Genomic DNA, 18,665 nt, shown 5'->3' with positions numbered 1-18,665 from the left:
TTGCGGCCGCGTTTGATATCAACTCCGCATCGACCTCGTATCAATCGCATTGCAGTTGGCGGCCGGAGCATCGAAACCCCGACAGGGGCCGGGAAGACTATGACAAGCTGATTTATGGGCAAAAATGCCCCGTGCCCGGCCATCGGGCACGCTATTCACACGCGCCCCGGCGGCGAAGACGAACAGGATCCGACTATCACCAGGCCAGCCGGCATTCCACACGGCACCAGCAAGCGGAAACGCTCCGCCATGCTTGTGACCGCGCTGACGGCTGCCTTACTGCTTACGGGCTGTGTCGCTGACTATTCCGGACAGGGATCAACAACCACGCCGGTCCCCACGCCCACCGCCGCATTGCAGGCCGCTCCGGCCAGCAATGCTCCGCTTGAAACAACACAGGCCTCGAACAAGATCCCGGTGTACTGGATCGGCCGAAGCGATACGGACATTTTTCTGTACCGCGAATTCCGCGACAATTCCGGCAACGAGAACCCCATCACCACGGCCCTGCGGATCATGATGTCCCAGAAGCCGCTGGATCACGATTTCTTCACACCGTGGCAAAACCCGAACAGCCTGGCCACCACGATTACCGGCAAAAATACGGTCACGGTTGATATTTCCCGGGACGCGTTCAATTCAAACCTCGACGGCGGAATGGCCCAGCGAGCGGTCCAGCAACTTGTTTACACAGCAACCGCGGCTGCCGCGAGTTCTGGCCTGATTGACTCCGGACAGCAGATCATGGTGACCATCCTGGTGGACGGACACACGGGCTACAAGGCGTTCGGACAGGTCAAACTAGGCGATCCCATGGTCCGCGACGCTGCCATGGTGGCACCCGTCTGGATCATTGACCCTCAAGAGGATGTCGCCCTGCCCGCCGGCCCCATCAAGTTCAACGGGCGAAGCACGGACCCCTCGAAGAAACTGCATTGGCAGATCCTTCGGGAGAACTCAAACGGCGATAAGACGTCCTACCTGACAGGCCAGACCACTGCTTCAACGGTTCCAGACCAAGGCGGGGCCTTCAACCTCACGGTAGGGCTTGGGGCTGGCCGCTACGAATTGCGGGTTTCGCAAGTGGGACCCAACGGCAACGACATCGCCACGGACACGCGCTCTTTCAACGTCCGCTAGCCGGGTCCGTCCGGCGATTTTCCTACCAGCGGCCCAAAATGTCGCTGGCCAGCACCACAGCGGCCGGTCCCGCCGTCGATGAGCGAAGCACGTGGTGCCCCAAGAGGGCGGTGACGGCTCCGGCATCGCTGAGTTTGGTGACTTCGCGCGGCGAAATGCCGCCTTCCGGACCCACAATGAGCAGGACTTCGCCTTCCGCTCTGGAGTCCTCGGCGGAGAGTTGATGCTGCCAATTCTCAAGCACATCCCGCAGCGGGCGCTTTGCGTCCTCGTGCAGGATGATCGCAAGATCGGCCGCGGCAATTGCCGCCGCGAGGCCGGAACCGTCGACGGCGGCACGAACTTCGGGAATCCACGCGCGCCTGGCCTGTTTGGCGGCAGCTGTGGCCACCGATCGCCACTTCGCATGGGCTTTGGCTGCCCGCTCGCCTTTCCAGCGGACGATGGATCGTTCCGCTTGCCAGGGCACGACGGCGTCGATGCCGAGTTCCGTTGCCGTCTCGACGGCAAGCTCGTCCCGGTCCCCCTTGGCGAGGGCCTGGACCAGGACGAGCCGCACAGCGGGCTGGTGCTCCTCCATGATCTGGGCGGTAAGAACTGTCAGGGTTCCCTGTCCGGATCCGGTCACAGTTCCCGTGAGCCGCTTTCCGGCGCCGTCGGCAATGTCCACTGCTTCGCCCGGCTCGAGGCGCTTGACTGTGACAGCGTGCCTGGCCTCCGCGCCGTCGAGCACGAACGTGTCACCCGGCCCCAGTCCGTCGAGCGTGCCTGGGGCCGTGAAGAATACGGGGTTACTCACCGCTACAGGTTACCGAGCTTGTCCCGCAGCTTCGCGAACATGCCACCGCTGGCTACGAGTTTGCCCTCGGTGAACTGCTCGCCGCGCAATTTGGCCAGCTGGCGGAGCAATTCCTCCTGTGCGGCGTCGATCTTGCCGGGGGTCTCAACATGCAAGTGCACCTTGAGGTCTCCACGCCCATATCCGCGGAGATGGGTGACGCCCAACCCACGCAAGGTGATGACTTCGCCGGACTGGGTACCGGCCTTGACGTCGATCTCCTGGGATCCGTCAAAGGTCTCGAGCTGCAGTTCGGTACCAAGTGCCGCGGCTGTCATGGGAACGCTCAGTGTTGCATGAAGGTCGTCGCCTTCACGAAGGTAGGTCGAATCGTTGTTGACCCGGATCTCCACGTAGAGGTCGCCGGGAGGGCCGCCGGCGGGACCTGCCTCGCCCTGGGACGACAACTGTATCCGTGTGCCAGTGGCCACGCCCCCGGGCACCTTGACGGTCAGCGAGCGGCGGCTGCGGATACGCCCCTGGCCGTTGCATTCATTGCAAGGATCTTTGATGACCGAACCGAAACCCTCGCAGGATCCACATGGAGCTGCCGTCATGACCTGGCCAAGAATGGAGCGGACTGCGCGCTGGACCTGGCCCGAGCCGCCGCAGATGTCGCAGCGCTCCGGGTGGGTGCCCGCGCGGCAGCACGTTCCTTCGCACGTCGGGCAGGTGACCGCGGTGTCCACTTCCAGCTTCTTGTTGACGCCGAAAACGGCATCGCGCAAATCGATGCGGACGCTGATCAGGGCGTCCTGGCCGCGGCGCATGCGTGATGCGGGGCCATGCATGCCGCCGCTGCCTCCGCCGAAGAAGGTGTCGAAAATGTCCTGGAAGGCAAACCCCTGGCCTGCGTAGCCTCCGCCGAAGCCGTTGTCGGTACCGTTCTCATTGCCCGTGGCGTCGTAAATACGTCGCTTCTGGGGATCAGAGAGGACCTCGTAGGCGTGGGTCACGGCTTTGAACTCTTCCGCGGCGCCTTCTCCGGGGTTCACATCGGGGTGCAGCTTGCGGGCGAGCTTGCGGTAGGCCTTCTTGATCTCCTCGCCGGTTGCTTCCGACGAGACGCCCAGAACGTCATAGTGACTGCTCAAAGTCGGTATCTCTTCCTTGTTTTACGGTTAAACTGCGTTTCTTGCGAGACGGGTTTCCAGCCGTGGCTGTCATCCGCCCAGAATGCGGGAAAGGTAGCGTGCGACGGCCCGGACGGCCGCCATGGTGTTCGGATAGTCCATCCGCGTGGGACCAAGAATGCCGATCTTGGCGTTGCTGCCGGGACCATAACCGGTGGCGACCACGGATGCTTCCGAGAGCCCGTCGTAGGGATTCTCGCGGCCGATGCTCACGGTGACTCCCCGGGGGTCCTCCGCCATGTCCGAGAGCAGGCGCAACATGACCACTTGCTCTTCAAGCGCTTCGAGAACCGGGCCGATGCTGAGCGGGAAATCCACATTGGAGCGGGCGAGGTTGGCTGTGCCTGCCATGACCATGCGCTCGTCCCTGGTCCTGTCGGCTAGCCGCTCCAAGCCGTGCGCAAGGACGCCTGCGAGGTTCCGAAGCGCCGGCGGGCACAGGGCAACGACTGAAGGGAGGACTTGCGGCATGAGGTCAAGCTGCGAGGCGGCAATGCTTGTGAGGAAACGGGCGCGCAAGGCCATGAGCTCCTCGTCGGTGGCATCCGCCCCCGCATGCACCACACCTTGCTCCACCTTGCCGGTATCGGCGATCAATACCACCAAGACCTGACGCGGTGCCAAAAGGACAAACTCAATGTGCCGCACGCGGGCGCGGCTCACGTGCGGGTACTGGACCACAGCGACTTGGTTGGTGAGCTGGGACAAGAGCCGCACTGTGCGCTCGAGGATGTCCTCGACGTCGTCCGGTCCTTCAAGGAGGGAGTGAATGGCCCGGCGCTCAGCAGCAGAAAGCGGCTTCACCTCGGAAATACGGTCAACGAACAGGCGATATCCCTTGTCCGTGGGGATGCGGCCGGCACTGGTGTGCGGGGCGACGATGAGGCCTTCTTCTTCCAGAAGCGCCATGTCGTTGCGGATAGTGGCGCTGGACACCCCCAAGTGGTGCCGCTCGACAAGGGCTTTGGAGCCGACGGGTTCGCGGGAGTGAACATAGTCCTCCACGATGGCCCGCAACACTTCAAGCTTGCGTGGCTCGCTCACTGCCCACCTCCCTTCAACAGCCCGATGTTCAACGACCTAGGCCTAACTACATAGTTTTCAATAGTTAGCACTCAACATGCCCAAGTGCCAACAAGTCTAGTATGAGCCACCTCGTTGTTAGCATTGGTACCGCTCGCGGCGAACATGATTCCCGCGCGGTCCGGCGGAATGCCCAGGACCGTCATCCATCCCCCTAGCGCAAAGTGGAGTGAAGACTGTGTCTTACGACAATTGGGGCCCCCAAGACCTTTCCTCGCCCGCCAAACGGCAGCTACCCGAGGTGCCCGTGGAGCGCGGAATGGTCCTGGAAGATGTCCAGTCCGGTTGGGTCGGCGCCGTGACCAGGGTCGAAAAGTCCGGAGGCATGCACATTGTGGTGCTCGAGGACCGGCGAGGAAAGAGTAAGTCCTTCCGGCTTGGCTTTGGATTCCTGCTGGATGGCCAACCTGTGAAGCTCCTTCCGCCTGCACCTCGTGCGGCGGGCACGACGGGTGGCGCGGGCGCTGCGCAAGCCGGCCGGACGGCGTCGGGATCCGTCCGGGTCACCGGGCAGCGTGCCCAGGTCGCGAAGGCAAGCCGGATCTGGGTGGAAGGAAAGCACGACGCCGAACTCGTGGAGAAGGTCTGGGGAGACGACCTCCGGGTGGAGGGCATCGTCGTCGAACCCCTGCATGGCGTGGACGATCTCAAAGCGGCAATTGCCGAGTTCTCCCCCGGGCCGGGCCGCAGGCTCGGAATTCTCGTTGACCACTTGGTACCGGACTCAAAAGAATCACGGATTGCCGCTGACGCCATGACGCTTCCCGGCGCGGCCGGGAACGTCCTGATCGTGGGCCATCCCTACGTGGACGTCTGGCAGGCGATCCGCCCGAAGGTCCTGGGGATCGAGCAGTGGCCCACCATCGCCCGTGGCACCGATTGGAAAACCGGCATCCTGAAGTCGTTCGGTTGGCCGCACGAGACTGCAGAGGACATTGGGCTGGGCTGGCAGAAGCTTCTTGGCGCCGTTCGCAGCTATGCGGATTTGGATCCATCCTTGCTCGGACGAGTGGAAGAAGTCATTGATTTCCTGACCGTGCCGTGACGAATCCCTACCGCAGGCAGGGTGCTTGGTCTGCCGATCTTCTGCCGAGCAAGTATTCTGAGACAGCAACACCGAACCGATAGACACTCGAAGGAAGATACAGTGGCAGACAACGCTCCTGACGAACGGGATGGCTCCTCGGGCCAGTCCCAGTACCACGGCGTTCCTGCCAATGCGATGCCCTTGACGGCAACGGAAGACCGGCAATGGGCGACTTTGGCGCATTTCGGCGGAATTCTTGGCTGCGTGCCTTCGCTTCTGATCTACCTGATCTTCCGCGAACGTGGCCCGTTCACGGCGCAGGAATCCAGGGAAGCCCTGAACTTCACCCTGCCCCCGACGATTGCTGCGGTACTCGCGAATGTGCTGGTATTGCTGCCTGCGGTGGGGAATCTGTTCGCCGGTCGCTGGCAACGGCAATCTGGGTGGCGGTCACGTGCTTCTCCGTCTCTGCGGGTATCCGCGTCAACCACGGGCAACCGCACCGCTACCGCTTCAACTTGCGCTGGATCAAATAGCGAGGGCGCGGGGCCTCAGGCCCCGTCGCCTGACGTTGCCCTTCGAGAGGCTTGGACCCTAGTCGGGCAGAATGCGGCGGACCACGGCGTCAGCCAGCAAACGGCCCTTGAGGGTCAGAACCAGCCGTCCTTGGAAGGCCGCTGCAGGCTCCACCAGACCGTCCGCAATGAGACCTGCCACTGCGTGGCGGCCCACCTTGTCGAGCGCGCCGACCTCAAGTCCGGTGCCGAGGCGCGCCTCCAGCATGATGCGTTCAACTTCCCGGGTTCCGGCGTCGAGGGTTTCCCGTCCGGCGGCGGGAGAAACACCGTCGCCGAGCCGCTTGGCATAGGCGGTGGGGTGCTTTACGTTCCACCAGCGGACTCCGCCCATGTGGGAGTGCGCGCCTGGTCCGATCCCCCACCAATCGTCTCCCCGCCAGTAGGCAAGGTTGTGTTTGCAGGCTTGATCGGGGGTTCGTGACCAGTTGCTGACCTCGTACCACTCCAGCCCCGCTGCGCTAATGAGCTGATCGGCGAGCTCGTACTTGGCAGCGTGATCGTCGTCGTCGATTCCGGGAACTTCTCCGCGCCGAATCTGGGCCGCCAGCTTGGTGCCTTCTTCCACGATCAGCGCATAGGCACTGATGTGGTCCGGATCGTAGGAAAGCGCAGTCTCAAGGGAGGTCTGCCAATCAGCCATGGACTCTCCGGGAGTGCCGTAGATGAGGTCGAGGCTCACGGCGAGGCCGGCGTCGCGCGCCCATTGGACCACTTGCGGGACACGGCTTGGCGTGTGGGTGCGGTCCAGGACCTTGAGCACGTGAGGGACAGCCGACTGCATGCCGAAGGAAATCCGCGTAAAGCCGGCGTCGGCGAGCAGCTGGAGGGACTCCGGCGTCACGGAATCCGGGTTCGCTTCGGTAGTGACTTCCGCGCCGGCCTCAAGGCCCCAGTGCCCGACGGCGGCAGTCAGGATGCGCGCAAGGTCCTCCGCGGGCAGCAACGTCGGTGTGCCGCCTCCGAAAAACACCGTACTGAGCGGACGCTTCGGCAGCCCGGAGGCTTCCATGGCCCCGACGGCGAACTCCACTTCCGAAATAGCAGTAGACGCGTAGGCGTCCTGGGAAGCACCGCCGCCGAGTTCGGTGGCCGTGTACGTATTGAAATCGCAGTACCCGCAGCGCACGGCGCAGAAGGGTATGTGCACATACAGTCCAAATTTGCGCGACTCGACGCCGTCGAGCACCTGCGGCGGCAACAGGCCGTCCGCAGGTGCCGGGTCGCCGAGCGGAAGCACGCTAGGCACGAGATCCCCCAGGCACCCGCGCCGACGCGCCGTGGGCACTTAGGGTTTGGGCGAGCAGGCCCATTACTTCTTGGCCTTGTCCTTGGATTCGTCCGTGGTCAGGGCTGCGATGAACGCTTCCTGCGGAACTTCGACGCGCCCCACCATCTTCATGCGCTTCTTGCCTTCCTTCTGCTTTTCCAGAAGTTTGCGCTTACGGGTGATGTCACCGCCGTAGCACTTGGCAAGAACGTCCTTGCGGATCGCGCGGATGCTCTCACGGGCAATGATGCGCGAGCCGATGGCAGCCTGGATGGGCACCTCGAACTGCTGGCGCGGAATAAGTTCGCGCAGCTTGCCGGTCATCATGACGCCGTAGGCGTATGCCTTGTCACGGTGTGTGATGGCACTGAAAGCGTCAACCTGCTCACCCTGGAGCATGATGTCAACCTTGACCAAGTCAGCAACCTGCTCGCCGTCGGCCTTCCAGTCCAGTGATCCGTAGCCACGGGTCTTGGACTTCAGGATGTCGAAGAAATCGAAGACGATCTCGGCCAATGGCAGGCGATACCGGATTTCCACCCGGTCCTCGGAGAGGTAGTCCATGCCACCCATCACGCCGCGCCGGCTCTGGCACAGCTCCATGATGGCGCCAACAAACTCATTGGGAGCCACGGATGGTGGCGGAAACCATGGGTTCACGCACCTCGCCGATCTTGCCCGTGGGGTATTCGCTGGGGTTGGTCACGTGGATGACTCGCTTATCTTCCAGCGTGACCTCGTACTCCACGTTGGGAGCGGTGGAGATGAGGTCTAGGTTGTATTCGCGCTCAAGGCGCTCACGGGTGATTTCCAAGTGCAGGAGGCCCAGGAAGCCCACACGGAAGCCGAAGCCAAGGGCGGCAGACGTTTCCGGTTCATAGACCAGCGCCGCGTCGTTGAGCATCAGCTTCTCCAGCGCATCGCGGAGCACCGGGTAGTCCGTGCCGTCCAAGGGATACAGGCCGGAGAAGACCATCGGCTTGGCATCGGCGTAGCCGGCAAGTGATTCCGAAGCAGGCTTGGCCAGGTTGGTGACAGTGTCGCCGACCTTCGACTGGCGGACGTCTTTCACACCAGTGATCAAATAGCCGACCTCGCCCACGCCCAGTCCCTTGGAAGGAGTGGGCTCCGGGGCGCTGACGCCGATCTCCAGGAGCTCGTGGGTTGCGCGGGTGGACATCATCTGGATTCGCTCGCGCGGGTGCAACATGCCATCCACCACGCGGACATAGGTGACCACGCCGCGGTATGTGTCATACACAGAGTCGAAGATCATGGCGCGGGCGGGAGCGTTGGGGTCGCCGACAGGAGCCGGAAGGTCGCGGACGATCTTGTCCAGCAGGGCCTCCACGCCCATCCCGGTCTTGCCGGACACGCGCAAAACCTCCTCCGGGTCGCCGCCGATCAGGTTGGCGAGTTCCGCCGCGTACTTTTCGGGCTGCGCAGCCGGAAGATCGATCTTGTTGAGGACCGGGATGATGGTGAGGTTGTTCTCCATCGCCAGGTAGAGGTTGGCGAGAGTCTGCGCTTCGATGCCCTGTGCCGCATCCACCAGGAGAATTGCGCCTTCACAAGCTGCGAGGGATCGGGAGACCTCATACGTGAAGTCAACGTGGCCTGGGGTATCGATCATGTTCAGGGCGTAGCTGGTGCCGTCAAGTTCCCAGGGCATGCGTACAGCCTGGGACTTGATGGTGATGCCACGCTCGCGTTCAATATCCATGCGGTCCAGATACTGGGCTTTCATGTCGCGGGACTTAACGACGCCGGTGTACTGCAACATGCGGTCAGCCAAGGTGGATTTACCGTGGTCAATGTGCGCGATGATGCAGAAGTTCCGGATGATGGCCGGATCTGTCGCGGCGGGCACCGGTGCGGTGCGGGCCATGGGAGACACGCAGGATCCTTACTGTCGATACTCACACGGCCCCGTCCCGGACTGGTCTGAACCGTTCCGGCCGATGCCGCATATCTGAACCTATAGTCTCCCATGAACCAGACACCGCTTGTGCATTCCTCTCGTGGGCGGCCTGCATGGTGATCGGGCGCAGTGTGTAGTGCTCCGGACACACCGAATGACGGCACTCCCCGCAGATGGAAAGTACGGTGGTGGCATGGCATCAGACAGACACTTGCTCGGCAGGCTCATCAAAGGCTCCTGGGAATACCTTCGCCGAATCATCGGATCTCCCGCAGATACCCGGTCTGGCCGGACCCGGAACCCAAGCGCCGGCGTCGGGCAGCTTTCCCGGCCGTATCCGGGCGACTTCCGCGGTCCTGTGTCTCCGCGGTACTCCCCCAATCCGGACGGCAAAGCGGATCCCGGGGAGATTGTTTGGTCCTGGGTGCCCTATGAAGAGGACCATTCGCAAGGCAAGGACCGGCCGGTTCTTCTGATAGGGCGCGACGGCGGGTGGCTGCTGGGGCTCATGCTGACGAGCAAAGACCACGATAACGGCCTCCACTCGGACGACTACATCGACATCGGAACCGGAGCTTGGGACGCGCAGGGCCGGCCCAGCGAGGTCAAGGTGGACCGCGTGGTGCGCATCAATCCGGCCGACGTGCGACGCGAGGGTGCAGTGCTGGATCGACGTACTTTCCAGCTCGTGGTGCAGCGGGTGAATGGCCGACACAATTCGGCATAAACGGCGAATCCCCGAAAAAGGGCCAAGTCTGATAATATTTATGGCTGTGTGTCCGTGCAGGTCGACGGCCACTCATGGTTGGCTGCCATAGGCATCCCCACGCCGCTCAGTCGATGGCCAACCTGAAACCCTCTAGACCATTTCCGCATTAAAAAGAGAGTTCACACACGTGGCTAATATCAAGTCCCAGAAGAAGCGCATCCTCACCAACGAGAAGGCTCGCCTGCGTAACAACGCTGTCAAGTCTGAGCTGAAGACGGCCATCCGCGCCGTTGCCACCGCCGTTGAGTCCACGGACAAGGAAGCTGCTGCAAAGGCTCTTGTTGCTGCCGGCCGCAAGCTGGACAAGGCTGTCAGCAAGGGCGTTATTCACAAGAACAACGCCGCAAACCGCAAGTCGGCGATCTCCAAAAAGGTCAACGCACTCTAAGGTTTATCCAGTTCGACTGAGCTGAACGTGAGGCCGGCACCCGATGGGTGCCGGCCTCAGGGTTTTAATGCGGGGGTGGACTGGCGACGCGGGTCCGATCCTGCGCCACGGGGGTGGGCTGGCGACGCGGGGGTGGACTGGCGCACCGGGGGCGGACTGGCGCACCGGGGGTGGACTGGCGACGCGGGTCCGATCCTGCGCCACGGAAAACGACTGGCGCACGGGAAAACGACTGGCGCACGGGGAAACGACTGGCGCACGGGGAATTCCGGGCGCGTCAGTAATTATGCGCATCGCCAAGAAAATTGGGGGTCGTGAGAGGGCCGGGGCCGGGTCGGGCTTAGAGTCTTTCCTGCAACTCGGACGTTTGGATTGTCCGGTTCAGCGGCCGCGGGCCGAGGTGGCGATGACCGTGACGGCGTGCTCCACGGCGTATACCGGGTCCCGCGACAGGCCTTTGACCTGGGCATCTGCCTCAGCCGTGACCTGGATGGAGCGGATCAGGCCTTCAGGAGTCCAACGCCGCACGTCGCGTTGCGCTTGTTCCACCAGCCAAGGCTGCATTCCGAGCTGTTTGGCGATCTGGGCTGACGAGCCCTGTGCACCTGCGACCTTGGCAAGGGTGCGGAGCTTCGAGGCCAGCGCGGCGACCAACGGAACAGGGTCGACCCCGGTGGCGAGGGCATGCCGGAGACTGGACAGGGCCAGCGGTCCGTTGCCGGCCATGGCGGCGTCCGCAACCTTGAATGCAGTGGCTTCCACCCGACCACCGTAATAGCGCTCCACCGTGGCTGCGTCTACTGCGGTCGTTGCATCAGCGATGAGTTGATTGCACGCTGCCGCGAGTTCCGACAGGCTGGCACCCACCGCGTTGACGAGCGCTTGAACAGCCTCGCCTTCTATACGGCGGCCGCCTGCCTTGAATTCCGTGACCACGAACGCAGTCTTCTCGGCATCCTTTTTCAAGGGCTGGCAGTCCACCACGGGCCATCCGGAAGACTTGATGGCATCCAGGAGCTTCTTGCCCCGCACCCCGCCGCCGTGACGAAGGACCAGAACGACGTCGTTCTCCGGCTTTGCGAGGTAGGCCAAAGTATCGGCAAGGAACGCATCGTTCATGGACTCCAGGCCCTCGATCTCGATGAGCTTGGACTCGTCGAACAACGACGGCGTGACAGTCATCGCGAGGGAACCGGACTCGTAGCTGGCGGCGCTGAGCTTGCTGATCTCGACGTCTGGCGCAACGGCCCGGACCTGGGAACGGATCCTATCCATGGCGCGGATTCCGAGGTACTCCTCCGGGCCCGTAATAAGCACTACGGCGGATGGGACGACGTCCCGCCAGCTGACGGTGTTTACCGCGGAGCTTTTGGCCTTGGTCACCTGGGCAGCAGCCAACGTTGCTTCCTTCCAGAAGGGTTTTTGCAGAGTCCCAGTCTCCCACGTCCGGCGTCCCGGGTGGTGACCGTCAAACCCGAAGGTCGCCTGTTCTCTATCCCCAAGCCCGGGGTATGACAGTTGGTCCATCGCCGATGGACCGCTGACTCGGCAGTTCCGATGAAGAGCACCAAGCGACGGTGCAAAGCCAGCCCGGCGCAACCCGCCCACGTTGGATGGAAGACAAGCCACACCAAGAGAATGGTCACGACCGACCAGAGAAGCATGGTGGCAACTCCCATAGGGCCTTCAGGCCAAGGCAAGGCCGATCCTGGAAGCCCCGCGAAAAATCTCGCGATTGCGGCCACCATTCCTGCGCTTGCCCCGGCAACCGCTATGGGGAACGCTGCCAACCAAGGAAACGGTGAAACGAAGGGAACCGCAAGGGTCCCGAGGATCGTCACCGGCGCGACGAACGGGGCTACAGCAACGTTCGTCAGCAATGAGTAACTGGAGAATTGGGGTTGCAGGGCAACGATGACGGGGCTGCACAAGAGCTGGGCTGACAATGGAACGGCAATCGCCGTAGCAAGCCACGAAGGCACCCATGCTGGCGCCCACGATGCCATGGGCCTTGCCAAGAGGACTATTCCGAGGGTGGCGAGGACGGACAAGAGAAAGCCGATGCTCACACCGAGTGACGGATCGATGATCAGCAAGACAATCACGGCGAGGCACAGAAAGCCCAGGGCTCCGGCCGCGCCGTCCCGCGCTGAGGGCCACGAGGCCGATTGCACCCATGACTGCCGCCCTCAAGACACTCGCATCCGGTCCCACCATCATGACGAAAGCTGCCAAGCCAAGGAGGGCTGCGATTGCGGCGACTCCCCTGGCTAGCCTCAAAGTCCTGGCAAGAAGCACCAGTCCGCCAAGAATGAGGCTGCAATTTGCGCCGCTGACGGCCGTGAGGTGAGTGGTCCCGGTGGTCTTCATGACTGCTTCCAGGCTTTCGTCCAGGCCCGTGGTGTCTCCCGTGACCATTCCAGGCAGGAGGCCGGCTGCGTCGCCCTGCAACCATTTGGCTGCGTTGCTGAATTCCCTCTTCAGCCCGGCCGGACCTGCGGGGACGTCGATTCCCGTCCTCGGGCTGTTCCCGACTTCCGATGTGCGCCGCGCGTCAGGCGGCATCGGAGGAGTCGCGGCTGCGAGAACGGCGGCCTCGGCCTGCCCTGCTTTGGGTGGCTTCAGCTTTCCCGCAGTTCTGACTTCCTGCCCCGGTACAACGTGCTCCCAGCCTTCTCCTCCGGTCAGCAGAATTCTTGAGCGGGAACGGATCAGGAGGCCGTCGGAGGCAAAATCGATCACTTCGGCGGGAACAGCCCACCTCCCGGATCCGAGTGAATCGGCGCCCAGTTCGCGCGGATCTCCGACAACCAGCACATGGATGACAACCGGATCGCGCGACTCTGCTGCCTCAGCTACCGGGCCGTCCTGGCGCGGCCCGGCATCCGTTGCGGCATGGGCCGCGGCAGCTGCCCCAAACAAGCAGGCAACAGCCAAAGTGGCGGGAAGGGTTCTCAGACGCGAACGCACGACGGCGCTCTCCCGTGCGTTCACGTATCTATGTCCTGGGTGCGGCTGATGGTTTGATTGCTCCCGACGTGCTGGTTGCCCCCGAGTTGCTCGTTGACCCCGAGGTGCTGGTTGACGCTGCAGGGTTAGCCGTCTCTGTCGGGAAAGTCGACGGTCCGGGGCGAGCCGACGCCAGACAGTGAGCATGAGGCCTGAAGCAAGACACAGACCCGTGCAGATGCCCACGGTCCAGGACCACGGCAGATAAGCCGCGGAAACCGAAACGGCCCATGTGACGATGGCAGACGGGACCAGCCGGAGATCTATGCGGCTGCTCCCCTGCTGGGCGTTCCTGCGCTCCGAAGTCACCGCTCCTGGGGCGGTTACCGTTCGACCTCCGTTCATGCGCGATCACGGATCATCCGAACAGGTCTTTTGTGCACGACGTCCTTCCACGCGCCAAGCCCGGCCATGTCAGACCGTCACCAGGGACAGCAACGCTTCCATCATCTTCGGACCGACGCCGTCCACGGCGTCGAGGTCCTCCACTGCCGCAAACGGACCGTGCTGCTGCCGCCACTCCACGATGCGTTTGGCCAGGACTGGACCAACTTTGGGCAGGGCATCAAGTTCCTCCGCGGTCGCAGTATTGAGATTGACCTTGCCACCGGCGGGCTTGCCGCCGCGGGCAGCTGCCCCGCCGCCGGAAACTCCGCCGTCGGGTCCGGGAACCGCCTCCCCTATCCGCGGAACGTGGATCTTCGCGGCGTCTTCCACCACGGCGGCAAGGTTGAGGCTGTCCAGCTGGGCGCCGGGCTCTGCACCGCCAGCGGCGGCGATCGCGTCAACCACCCGCGCTCCCGCGGGTAATCGGACGATCCCGGGATTCTTCACGGCACCGGCGACATGGACCGTCAGCTGGCCCACTCCGCCTCCGTTACTCCCGGAGCCGTCGATGCCGCTCCCCTGGCCCGCGCCGTCGTTGCTAGGACTGTCGCTCACCGTTCCTCTGGCCGAGGAACTGCGCACCAAGGGCTCGACAGTGGGCTGAGCCGTCCACGACTGCCAACCGAACCACAACAACAACAGCAGGCACGGAACCGTCAGCAAGACCGCCACCCGCCAAGGCGTGCGCCAGCGAAGCCGGGTGTGAACCCCTGACTCGCTGAAAAGGCCTGACTCCACGTCGGAGTCGGCGGAGCCGGGCGCGCCAGCCGCGCCCTTAAGCAAAGGCAGCAAGGGCTCGGGGTTGTTGTTCTGACCCCGATCTACCCCGCCCTGCGCGGTAGGTCCCAAGACAGTTCCACGCTGAGCAGCTCCGTGCGACACGGCCTCATCCGAACCGGCCTCATCCGAATCGGCCTCATCCATCTCCGCGCCCGTGCCAGAGTCGTCTAAAGGCGGCGCAAGGCGATCTACAAAACGCTGGCGTGCTGCATTCGCGGCGTCGTTGACTGAGGCGGCACCGTTCCTGCGTGGCATACTTTCGAGCCTAGGACCGCCCAACCCGCCGCAGCAGACGGCATCGACAGTATGTGGAAAACGCCTTCAACAGGCGGCCTTGTGGAGGATTAGTCTGCCCGCAGGAGGTTTAAAGGGGGCTGTCGTCGGCACGGACAGGGCTACGTCCGCGTGAATCACCTGCGCTAGCAGCACCAGCTCGGGAAGCCGGGTTGACCCCGGACCCAGGCGTACTGCTCTCCCCGACAACCACGGCCAAAACGCCGAGACCTGCGTGGGCGGCAAGCACGGCAGGGAGCGCGCTGATTTGCGCCGGCGGGCACTCCGGGCAGTTCGCGCCCAGCCGCGACGCGAGTAGTTCGGCTTCCGCGAGGTTCCCGAAGTGATGCACGGCTAGCCGCGCCTGTCCTACCGCTCTGGCCGCAACATCGGCCGCAACGATTTCTTCAAGCCGGGCGACGGCCTTGGCAGCCGAGCGCACCCTCTCGAGCGGTACGATCTTGCCGTCGTCGACCGCGAGGATCGGCTTGATGGACAGCATGGCCCCGAGCCAGGACGCGGCGGTGCCGATTCGGCCGCCGCGCCGGAGCTGTTCGAGGCTTGGCACATAGAAGTAGACCTTGGTGCGGCTCAACCGTTCCTCAGCAAAACGGCGGACTTCAGCAGCCGTTTGACCATCTGCTGCTGCGACGAGCGCACTTTGGACACCCATGCCCTGCGCCATTCCAACAGTGCGGGAGTCAAGGACCTCGACGGGGATTGAAACGCGGTGCGCCGCCAGCCGTGCGGCATCGGCGGTGCCGGATAGTCCGGCGGAAATATGGATGGAGACGACGGCTTCGAAGCCGCGTTCCTGGGCAGCTAGATAGGCCTGTTCAAACTGGCCGGGTGACGGTCGGGAAGTCTTCACCGACGATCCGGCGGCCAAGGCCAAGGCGAGCGTCTGGGTAATGTCGTCTTCACCCTCGCCATAGATTTCCTCACCCACCATGACGGGCATCGGTACGACAGCAAGTCGCCCGTCCGCAATGAACGCCTTGACCCACTCGACCGGAAGTGCGGCCGCCGAGTCAGTGACGACGGCGGTGCGCACCACCGCGGGCGGCAGTTCAGCCCCGGCGCGGCCCGGCGTCGTGGACTGGCGCAGGCGGGACAACCGTTCCTTGAGCCACAACCATGCTGGTGGTTCGCGGTCAGTCAACGGTGCCTCCTGGCTGGTGGCCGGCCGCCGGCAAACACCGGCGGCCAGGATCCCGGCTATGCCGGGACGATGTTGACCAGTTTAGGTGCGCGCACAATCACCGTGCGGATGCCGCGGCCATCGAGTGCCCGTTGCACGTTGTCGCTGGTCAGGGCGAGCTCGCGCAACGCGTCCTCCGTGATGTCCGGTGAGACCTCCAAGCGGTCGCGGACCTTGCCCTGGACCTGTACGACTGCCGTCACAGTGTCCTGGACAAGAAGCGCAGGATCGTGGGCAGGCCAACCAGCGTTTGCGACGGAAGCCGGATGGCCGAGGACGTTCCACAGATCCTCGGCCGTGTACGGAGCGAAGAGGCTCAGGATGACCGCTACGGCCTCAACTGCCTCACGGACGGCTGGATCTGCGCCGCCGGCACCGGAATCAATGGTCTTGCGGGTCGCGTTGACCAGTTCCATCAGTTTGGCCACCACAACGTTGAACTTGTTGTTGTCCAACAGCTCTGCGGCGTCGGCGATGGTCTTGTGTGTGACGGTGCGCAGGGCACGGTCACCGGTAGAGACGTCGACGCCGGGCTCGCTGGTGACGTCCTGGCCAAGGCGCCAGGCCCTGGCGAGGAACTTCGCGGATCCCGACGGCGAAACATCCGCCCAGTCGACGTCGTCCTCGGGCGGAGACGCAAAGACCATGGTCAACCGGACGGCGTCCACGCCGTACTTGTCCAGCTGCTCGCCAAGGTCCACACCGTTGCCGAGGGACTTGCTCATGGCCTTGCCACCATTGAGGACTTGTCCCTGGTTGAGCAAGGCACTGAACGGCTCGTCCGCCTCGAGCAGGCCCATATCGTGGATGACCTTGGTGAAGAAGCGAGCGTAGAGCAGGTGAAGAATCGCGTGTTCAACGCCGCCCACATACTGGCCTACAGGCATCCAGTCGTTGATCTTGGCCGGATCAAACGGGCCCTCGGTGTAGTGGGGCGAGACGAAGCGCAGGAAGTACCAGGACGAGTCCACGAACGTGTCCATCGTGTCTGTGTCGCGCTGGGCAGCGCGTCCGCAGTTCGGGCACTCGACGTTGACCCACTCTGCCGCTGCAGCGAGCGGAGAGGTGCCCCTCGGCGACAGCGCCTCGCCGCGCAGACCCTCAGGCAACGTAACCGGCAACTGGTCATCAGGTACCGGCACCTCGCCGCATTCGCCGCAGTGAATGATGGGAATCGGCGTACCCCAGAAACGCTGGCGGCTCAGGAGCCAGTCGCGCAGGCGGAAGTTGACGAACTTCTCCCCTGTACCCAGTTTCTCCAGGATCTCGATGGCTGTTGGGATCGCCTCGGCCTTGGACAGTCCATCCAGCTCCCCCGAGTTCATCAAGGTGCCCTCGCCAGCGGTCGCAACGCCTGTTTCCACAGGGTCTTCCCCGCCGGTGTTCAGAACGGGACGCACCGGCAGATCAAACGCGCGGGCGAAGTCGAGGTCGCGCTGGTCATGTGCAGGAACGGCCATGATGGCGCCCGTGCCGTAATCGGCAAGTACGTAGTCAGCGGCCCACACAGGCAGCTTTTCGCCGTTGAGCGGATTGACTGCGTAGCGGCCGGTGAACACACCGGTCTTCTCGCGTTCGGTGGACTGGCGCTCGATGTCGGACAGGGCCTTGACCCTTTCGCGGTAGGCCATGAGCGAATCGTGGTGTTCTGGCGTGACCAGGTCCAAGGCCAGGTGCGCGTCCGCGGCAACCACGAAGAATGTTGCCCCATACAGGGTGTCCGGGCGGGTGGTGAAGACAGTGACTTCGCGCTCTGCCCGGCCGTCCGTGGCCTCGATACGGAACCGTACGTGCGCGCCCTCGGAGCGGCCGATCCAGTTGCGCTGCATCGCCAGCACGCGCTCCGGCCAGTGGCCCTGCAGCTCGGACATGTCATCCAGCAGTCGGTCAGCGTAATTGGTGATCTTGAAGTACCACTGGTTCAGGGACTTCTTGGTGACGAGGGTGCCACAGCGTTCGCAAGCGCCGTTGACCACTTGCTCGTTCGCCAGGACGGTCAGGTCCTTTGGGCACCAGTTGACCGGGGAATCCTTGCGGTAGGCCAGTCCACGCTCGTAGAAGCGCTTGAACAGCCACTGCGTCCATCGGTAGTACTCGGGGTCCGAAGTGTGCAGGCGGCGGGACCAGTCGGCAGAGATCGCATAGCGCTTGAACGACGCGGCCTGAGTGTCGATGTTCGCATAAGTCCACTCGCTGGGGTGGGCGTTGCGCTTGATGGCGGCGTTCTCGGCAGGCAAGCCGAACGAGTCCCAGCCGATGGGGTGCAGGACATCGAACCCCTTCTGGCGCAGGTACCGCGCCACGACGTCGCCCATGGCGAAAGCCTCGGCGTGGCCCATGTGGAGGTCGCCGGACGGGTAGGGGAACATATCCAGCACGTAGCGCCGCTCGCGGGATCCGTCGTCGACAGGCGTGAAGACCTTGAGGTCATCCCAGATTTCCGGCCACTTGGCCTCCATCGAGGCGAAGCTGTAGACACCCTCCTCGGGCGTCTCGCCTGCCACTGCTGACTGTGCTCCGGTTTCGGTCTCCGGCTGAACGCTCACTGCTGCCCTCTTCTGTTCTCCATGACGGTTTTGCCTCCTGCTCCAGGCCCCGGAAGGTCCCGGACACACAAAAGCCCCTCGGCAAGGAGGGGCGGCCGCTCGGTTCGCGATATCGAACCACGTTCAAATATCGACATAAACCGGGCGGCTAGCTAAGCAGAAGGATCGCACGCATAAAACCTACTCTAGCGCACCAAGTAACACTGGACAGCCGGCCGAAAGCAGTTGGACGCAAAGAAAAGGAGCCGGGGACTCCCCGCGGTGAGTTGCGCGCGGTTCGAGGGAGGCGGCCCCTCGCCCGGGTGTGGTGGGCACCGCGATGGGC

14 protein-coding genes and 3 pseudogenes are annotated in these 18,665 nt (G+C 63.5%); 6 read left to right on the top strand and 11 right to left on the bottom strand.

Annotated features, from left to right (window positions below; genetic code table 11):
- The first annotated feature begins 249 nt into the window (after positions 1-249).
- Positions 250-1,140 carry a GerMN domain-containing protein gene (locus ACF0H6_RS01870; protein ID WP_395249851.1) on the top strand — a complete coding sequence of 297 codons (891 nt, stop codon included), beginning with the start codon at positions 250-252 and terminating at the stop codon, positions 1,138-1,140.
- Positions 1,141-1,162: 22 nt separating this feature from the next.
- On the opposite strand, the gene ACF0H6_RS01865 is transcribed toward ACF0H6_RS01870, so the two are convergent.
- The 3 genes from ACF0H6_RS01865 to hrcA form a co-directional block, all read right to left on the bottom strand.
- On the bottom strand, positions 1,163-1,939 hold the full coding sequence (locus tag ACF0H6_RS01865) for a 16S rRNA (uracil(1498)-N(3))-methyltransferase (RefSeq protein WP_395248235.1): 777 nt from the start codon (positions 1,937-1,939) through the stop codon (positions 1,163-1,165).
- 2 nt (positions 1,940-1,941) lie between these two features.
- Complete coding sequence (gene dnaJ / locus ACF0H6_RS01860; protein ID WP_395248234.1) at positions 1,942-3,072, bottom strand: molecular chaperone DnaJ; 1,131 nt, start codon at positions 3,070-3,072, stop codon at positions 1,942-1,944.
- A 69-nt stretch (positions 3,073-3,141) separates the two neighbouring features.
- Positions 3,142-4,155 carry a heat-inducible transcriptional repressor HrcA gene (gene hrcA, locus ACF0H6_RS01855; protein WP_395248233.1) on the bottom strand — a complete coding sequence of 338 codons (1,014 nt, stop codon included), beginning with the start codon at positions 4,153-4,155 and terminating at the stop codon, positions 3,142-3,144.
- Between the two features lie 217 nt (positions 4,156-4,372).
- Here hrcA and ACF0H6_RS01850 point away from each other — a divergent pair, with 217 nt between their 5' ends.
- Positions 4,373-5,239: a DUF3097 domain-containing protein gene (locus ACF0H6_RS01850; RefSeq protein ID WP_395248232.1), complete on the top strand. Its 867-nt coding sequence runs from the start codon at positions 4,373-4,375 to the stop codon at positions 5,237-5,239.
- Positions 5,240-5,341: 102 nt separating this feature from the next.
- Positions 5,342-5,757 (top strand): annotated as a pseudogene (locus ACF0H6_RS01845) (DUF4870 domain-containing protein).
- A 58-nt stretch (positions 5,758-5,815) separates the two neighbouring features.
- Here ACF0H6_RS01845 and hemW read toward each other — a convergent pair.
- Together hemW and lepA are read right to left on the bottom strand one after the other, a co-directional pair.
- Entirely contained in the window at positions 5,816-7,045 is a 1,230-nt protein-coding gene (gene hemW / locus ACF0H6_RS01840) for a radical SAM family heme chaperone HemW (RefSeq protein WP_395248231.1), read from the bottom strand.
- 63 nt (positions 7,046-7,108) lie between these two features.
- A pseudogene (gene lepA / locus ACF0H6_RS01835) lies at positions 7,109-8,963 on the bottom strand (translation elongation factor 4).
- 217 nt (positions 8,964-9,180) lie between these two features.
- Between lepA and ACF0H6_RS01830 the strand changes: the two are divergent.
- Together ACF0H6_RS01830 and rpsT are read left to right on the top strand one after the other, a co-directional pair.
- The gene (locus tag ACF0H6_RS01830; RefSeq protein WP_395248230.1) at positions 9,181-9,714 is read left to right on the top strand and encodes a type II toxin-antitoxin system PemK/MazF family toxin; all 534 of its coding nucleotides are present in this window, start codon (positions 9,181-9,183) and stop codon (positions 9,712-9,714) included.
- 169 nt (positions 9,715-9,883) lie between these two features.
- Positions 9,884-10,144 carry a 30S ribosomal protein S20 gene (rpsT, locus tag ACF0H6_RS01825; RefSeq protein ID WP_395248229.1) on the top strand — a complete coding sequence of 87 codons (261 nt, stop codon included), beginning with the start codon at positions 9,884-9,886 and terminating at the stop codon, positions 10,142-10,144.
- A 381-nt stretch (positions 10,145-10,525) separates the two neighbouring features.
- On the opposite strand, the gene holA is transcribed toward rpsT, so the two are convergent.
- The 3 genes and pseudogenes from holA to ACF0H6_RS01810 all read right to left on the bottom strand — a co-directional run.
- Positions 10,526-11,542 (bottom strand): DNA polymerase III subunit delta, encoded by a 1,017-nt coding sequence (gene holA, locus ACF0H6_RS01820; RefSeq protein WP_395248228.1) that lies wholly within the window; start codon positions 11,540-11,542, stop codon positions 10,526-10,528.
- On the bottom strand, positions 11,524-12,249 hold the full coding sequence (locus ACF0H6_RS01815) for a ComEC/Rec2 family competence protein (RefSeq protein ID WP_395249850.1): 726 nt from the start codon (positions 12,247-12,249) through the stop codon (positions 11,524-11,526). Before ACF0H6_RS01815 ends, holA begins: the two co-directional genes overlap by 19 nt.
- A 91-nt stretch (positions 12,250-12,340) precedes the next feature.
- Positions 12,341-12,514, bottom strand: a pseudogene (locus tag ACF0H6_RS01810) (ComEC/Rec2 family competence protein); the annotation flags it as partial.
- Positions 12,515-13,128: 614 nt separating this feature from the next.
- On the opposite strand from ACF0H6_RS01810, the gene ACF0H6_RS01805 reads away from it, so the two are divergent.
- On the top strand, positions 13,129-13,296 hold the full coding sequence (locus ACF0H6_RS01805) for a hypothetical protein (RefSeq protein ID WP_395248227.1): 168 nt from the start codon (positions 13,129-13,131) through the stop codon (positions 13,294-13,296).
- 271 nt (positions 13,297-13,567) lie between these two features.
- On the opposite strand, the gene ACF0H6_RS01800 is transcribed toward ACF0H6_RS01805, so the two are convergent.
- The 3 genes from ACF0H6_RS01800 to leuS form a co-directional block, all read right to left on the bottom strand.
- The gene (locus tag ACF0H6_RS01800) at positions 13,568-14,575 is read right to left on the bottom strand and encodes a helix-hairpin-helix domain-containing protein (protein ID WP_395248226.1); all 1,008 of its coding nucleotides are present in this window, start codon (positions 14,573-14,575) and stop codon (positions 13,568-13,570) included.
- Positions 14,576-14,684: 109 nt separating this feature from the next.
- Entirely contained in the window at positions 14,685-15,755 is a 1,071-nt protein-coding gene (locus ACF0H6_RS01795; protein ID WP_395248225.1) for a DegV family protein, read from the bottom strand.
- 56 nt (positions 15,756-15,811) lie between these two features.
- Entirely contained in the window at positions 15,812-18,340 is a 2,529-nt protein-coding gene (gene leuS / locus ACF0H6_RS01790) for a leucine--tRNA ligase (protein ID WP_395248224.1), read from the bottom strand.
- Positions 18,341-18,665: the final 325 nt, after the last annotated feature.

Origin of the sequence: Arthrobacter sp. NA-172, from assembly GCF_043952055.1 — a bacterium.
GTDB lineage: Bacteria > Actinomycetota > Actinomycetes > Actinomycetales > Micrococcaceae > Arthrobacter.
This window is presented reverse-complemented; position numbering and strand designations above follow the sequence as displayed.